The 4,797-nt window shown below is 47.7% G+C and carries 5 protein-coding genes; 3 read left to right on the top strand and 2 right to left on the bottom strand.

The window, feature by feature from the left end; all coding sequences use genetic code 11:
- Together prmA and serA are read right to left on the bottom strand one after the other, a co-directional pair.
- The coding region (gene prmA / locus RMO35_RS14460) for a 50S ribosomal protein L11 methyltransferase (protein WP_309742034.1) at window positions 1-917 on the bottom strand (917 nt) is incomplete at its 3' end.
- 115 nt (window positions 918-1,032) lie between these two features.
- Window positions 1,033-2,619 (bottom strand): phosphoglycerate dehydrogenase, encoded by a 1,587-nt coding sequence (serA, locus tag RMO35_RS14455; RefSeq protein WP_309742033.1) that lies wholly within the window; start codon window positions 2,617-2,619, stop codon window positions 1,033-1,035.
- 232 nt (window positions 2,620-2,851) lie between these two features.
- Between serA and RMO35_RS14450 the strand changes: the two genes are divergently transcribed.
- The 3 genes from RMO35_RS14450 to RMO35_RS14440 form a co-directional block, all read left to right on the top strand.
- Window positions 2,852-3,370 carry a hypothetical protein gene (locus RMO35_RS14450; protein ID WP_309742032.1) on the top strand — a complete coding sequence of 173 codons (519 nt, stop codon included), beginning with the start codon at window positions 2,852-2,854 and terminating at the stop codon, window positions 3,368-3,370.
- Between the two features lie 175 nt (window positions 3,371-3,545).
- Window positions 3,546-4,325, top strand: coding sequence for a photosystem II S4 domain protein (locus tag RMO35_RS14445; protein WP_309742031.1), 780 nt, complete (start codon window positions 3,546-3,548; stop codon window positions 4,323-4,325).
- A 28-nt stretch (window positions 4,326-4,353) separates the two neighbouring features.
- The coding region (locus RMO35_RS14440; protein WP_309742030.1) for an REP-associated tyrosine transposase at window positions 4,354-4,797 on the top strand (444 nt) is incomplete at its 3' end.

The following is a 4,797-nucleotide window of genomic DNA, read 5'->3' as shown; positions in this document are numbered from 1 at the left end:
TGGGAGACATCAGCGACTTGACTCGATAGAATCCCGCTCAAAATTGCCCAGCCTTTGGGTTTGACTAGGGCTGCCATTGAGGGGGCAAGCTCGATGATGATATCAGCGAGAATATTGCAGACAAAGCCATCTACTGGTTCGGGTAACATCGATTGTAGTTGTTCGATGCTGCCGAGATCGACGATCAATTTTGCGGATGGGATCAGATTGAGATTGCGATTTTCGCCAGTGGCTTTGACAGCTAACGGATCGTTATCCACAGCATAAACTTGAGTAGCACCGAGCAAAACTGCGGCGGTGGACAAAATTCCCGAGCCACAGCCGAGATCGGCAACTGTCAGATGTGTATTGGGCTGAATCCGCATTTCTAGGGCTTCTAAGCACAGTTGAGTTGTAGCATGAGTTCCCGTCCCAAAGGCAACGCCAGGATCGAGCTGGAGGACGATTCGATCGGGATCTGTGGGTAAACTCAGCCAAGCTGGATTGATAATTAAGCGATCGCCGATCGGTTGTGCTTGCCAGTGTTGTTTCCAGCTACTCGACCAGTCTTCTTCATCGATGAGATTGCACTTAGTCACTGGTTGAGGATAACCCATCTCTCTAGCATCCTTCTGCAATCGTAAGGAGAGATCGGATACTTGTAAGAGTTTGGCTTGTGGTTGGGGAATATAGGCCGAAATCAGCAACTCATCGTCTTGTGCCTGAGTAGACATCCCTTTGCAGCCAAATTCTGTCAATCTCCAGAAGATGTTTTCTTCGAGATCGGGTATACAAGTAATTTTAATTTCCCACCAGCTATTAGACATGATTCTAGATATTGACGTATAAATTCTAATAACTTTTGGTAGGTCTGGTCGATCGTTGGTTGACGATCGACTAATCCCCACATCATTTAGCAATCGGGTCGCGATCGCCAAGAACTAAAACCTGCTGGATTGAGTGTGGTGAGTAGATCGTCATCTCCCACCACAGTAGCATGATGTACCCCAAAGTCACGCTACGGAGCGCGGTCGATTCATCATCAACGCAGCATCAACCAGTCAGCGTAACAGTATAAGCATCGCTGATGCCATTAACCTGCTTGATTTCTGCCAAGATGCCATCGGGTAACGGATCGTCGAGACTCAGTACCATTACTGCATCGCCGCGTACGATTTTACGTCCGACCTGCATACTGGCAATATTGACATTAAATTTACCCAGTAACGAACCAATAATCCCGATAATCCCCGGAACATCTTTGTGGACGGTAAATAGCATATTTTGCGTCGGAACGACATTGACGGGGAAATCATCGACGCTGGTAATTCGCATCTCCGCATCGCCCAAAAGTGCGCCCGTGACTGAGTGTTGACCGAGAGAACCTTTGGCAATCAGTTTGAGTGTCGCGGCATAGTCGCGCACGGAAGCGTCCCGCGTCTCAGACACATGAATGCCGCGTTCTTTGGCTTCGATCCCCGCGTTGACATAGTTGACGCGTTCGCGGAGTGCTGGTGAAAGCAAACCCTTGAGCGCGGCGGTAACAATTGGTTTGGTCTGCTGTTCTGCCAAATCTCCATATAAGCCCACTTGCAAATCGTTAATCCGTCCGCCAGCTAGTTGACTGACCATATTCCCGATCGTTTCGGCAAGCTGGAGATAGGGTTTGAGTTGCGCCAGCGCATCGGGATGTAAGCCGGGAATGTTGACCGCAGACCGGGCTGGTAGCCCCAGCAATACATCCCGAATCTGTTCGGCGACGTCAAGAGCAACATTGACCTGAGCCTCGGCGGTGGAGGCTCCTAGGTGCGGCGTGAGGACGAGTTCTTTGCCCAGAGTGCGGAGTTCGGACTCGCCCAGGGGTTCGACGGCAAATACATCGATCGCCGCACCCGCGATTGTCCCATTTTTGAGGGCTGTAGCTAATGCTGCCTCATCGATAATCCCCCCCCGCGCACAGTTAATAATCCGCGCCTGGGGCTTCATTTTAGCTAGCGTCTCGGCGTTAATCAGATTGGCTGTTTCTGGCGTTTTGGGAATGTGCAGGGTGATATATTCCGATTCGCGGAAAATCGTATCCAAGTCTACCAGTCTGCAACCCAATTCTTCCGCACGTTCGGTCGAGATAAATGGATCGTATGCCAGTAATTTCATCCCCATTGCTTTGGCGACAGTTGCCACATGGGAGCCAATTTTACCCAAACCGACGACACCGAGCGTTTTTTTATAAACTTCAGTCCCGACAAACTGCTTGCGATTCCACTGTCCGCTTTTCATCGACTGGTTGGCTTCCGGGATGTAGCGAGACATCGAGAGCATCATTGCCAGTGCGTGTTCGGCAGCGGCGATCGTGTTACCTTCAGGAGAGTTGACGACCACGATTCCGCGCCGGGTAGCAGCGGGAACGTCTACGTTATCTACGCCAACACCCGCACGTCCAATAATCTTGAGATTATTCGCAGCTTGAATGATTTCTGCGGTCATCCGGGTTTCCGATCGAATCATAATCGCATCGTACTCACCGATAATCCGCGCCAACTCTGCTGGTGCTAAGCCAATTTTAACGTCTACTTGTGCGACCTGCGAGAGGATATCTATCCCCGCTTGGTCGATGGGATCGGAAACAAGAACTTTAGACACGATCGGTTAGGTAAGATAAAGGTCAGTGCAATAGCACATTTTAACTGGATTAGCCCTCCAGCGGGGTTATCCTTTGTTCAATTTCACAATCTATACGGATAGGGAATAGGGGATAGGGGATAGGGGGTAGGGAATAGGTAATAGGTAATGTAATCGAATAGTCTCCCCATCTCCCCGCCTCCCCGTCTCCCTCTCGGCTGTGAGAATATATATGTATAGCTAGAAATTTAAGATGAATAATAATTATTTGGTCGCCGTACTGTCCGATCGCATCCAAGCGGAATCAGCATATACAATGTTAGAGAAGCAAGGTTTACCGCTCGACAAAATCACTATTCTCGGTCGCGGTTATAAAACTGCTGATGAATTTGGACTGATCGATCCGAATGAAGTCGCGCAAAAACAAGCCAAACTGATGGCAAGTTGGTTGATTCCCTTCGGATTTCTGGGTGGCGCTGGCTTTAGCATCCTGACTAATTTACAAACATTTGCCTGGGCGGGTGAAATCGGCGACCATATTATTAGTGGTTTCCTCGGTGCGATCGGTGGCGCGATGGGTAGTGTCTTTATCGGTGGTGGGAGCGGCATTGCTTTTGGTAGTGGCGACGCATTACCCTATCGCAACCGTCTCAATGCTGGTAAATATCTCATCGTCGTCGAAGGTTCCCAGCTCCTCCTCCAACAATCGACCACGATCTTGCGTAAATTCGATCTCGAAAATATCCAAAGTTACATCGACATGTATCAGTAAAGATTTAGCTAATTTCCAATCGATCGAGTCCGCTCTGGATGTAGGTATATTTAGGCATAAAGCTATGGAAGCCTAAGCTTCAAGTCTTAACCCAAAATTAGTTCATACGACTTGTGTACCGATCGACAGTTACTAATTCTCAATTCTCAATTCTCAATTCTCAATTAATTACCGAATGCTCCCTAGAGAAGAATTATTAAAAAGAGTCGAAAATCGTGAAGTTGTAGCCCGCGCGATCGATCTCGCCGAGCAAGCCATTAAGACTTGGGAAGTAGTCGAAACCGACTTCCTCTCGCCACCAGAAATCGCCGAAATTCAAGGTGTGTTTAGTCGCCTCAGCGATATCGAAGTTATTGCCACTGGCGGCTATCCTCAAGCCGAGCGACAACGGCTGGGGATCTGTCGCAGTGATATTCCCTTCGAGCCGAGTCAAGTCCCCTTAGCCGCAATTCAAATTGCCGGAAATTTCTTATTCGATCCGCCCACCCATCGAGATTTTTTGGGTGCGATGTTAGGCTGTGGTATTGTCAGAGATAAAACTGGCGATATTATCGTTTTAGGCGAACAAGGCGCGCAAGCGATCGTGTCACCAGAATTAGTGGAATTTTTAGAAACTAGTCTAACTCAAGTGCGATCGGTACCCGTCAAAACTCGACGAATTGAATTAAGTGAATTAAAGATTCGCGAACCTAAGAAAAAAGAAATGGTGACGACCGAAGCGTCTCTAAGATTGGACGCGATCGCCTCCGCCGGATTTGGCATGTCGCGCAGTAAAATGGTCGATATAATTTCTAGTGGCGATGTCCGAGTTAACTGGAAAGAAGTCGGTCAATCCGCTCATGCGCTCAAGTCTGGCGATCTAGTCGCAATTCGCGGTAAGGGTAGATTGGAAATTGGTGAAGTTACGATTACCAAGAAGGAAAGATATCGAGTTAATCTTACTAGATATATCTAAATAAGTAGCTAGATCGATCGAACTAATCATGCCAGAATATCGTCGTGCTAATATTCCTGGAAGTAGTGTATTTCTCACGCTGATTACTTACCAGCGGGAGAAGTTATTTTTAGTACCAGAAAATATCGATCGATTGCGACAAGCTTGCAATCTGATGATGGCAGAAAAACCATTCACGATCGATGCTGCGGTCATTCTCCCCGAACACATTCATTTTTTGTGGACTTTACCACCTGACGATCGCGATTATTCTTATCGTGTTGGACGGATGAAGGTGTTATTTACGCGTGCTTTGCGCGGGGTAAATAATCTACCAGAAAATGTGTGTGAATCCCGCAAAAAGCATCGAGAAAGTAATGTATGGCAGCGGCGATTTTATGAGCATACAATCCGTGATGAGTTCGATCTTCGCAAGCATTTAGATTATTTACATTTCAATCCAGTTAAACACGGGTTGGTAAAGTGCGTTCAT

This window comes from Chamaesiphon sp. OTE_20_metabat_361, from assembly GCF_031364565.1.
Note: the sequence above shows the minus strand (reverse complement) of the source record. Positions and strands in the feature narration are given on the sequence as shown.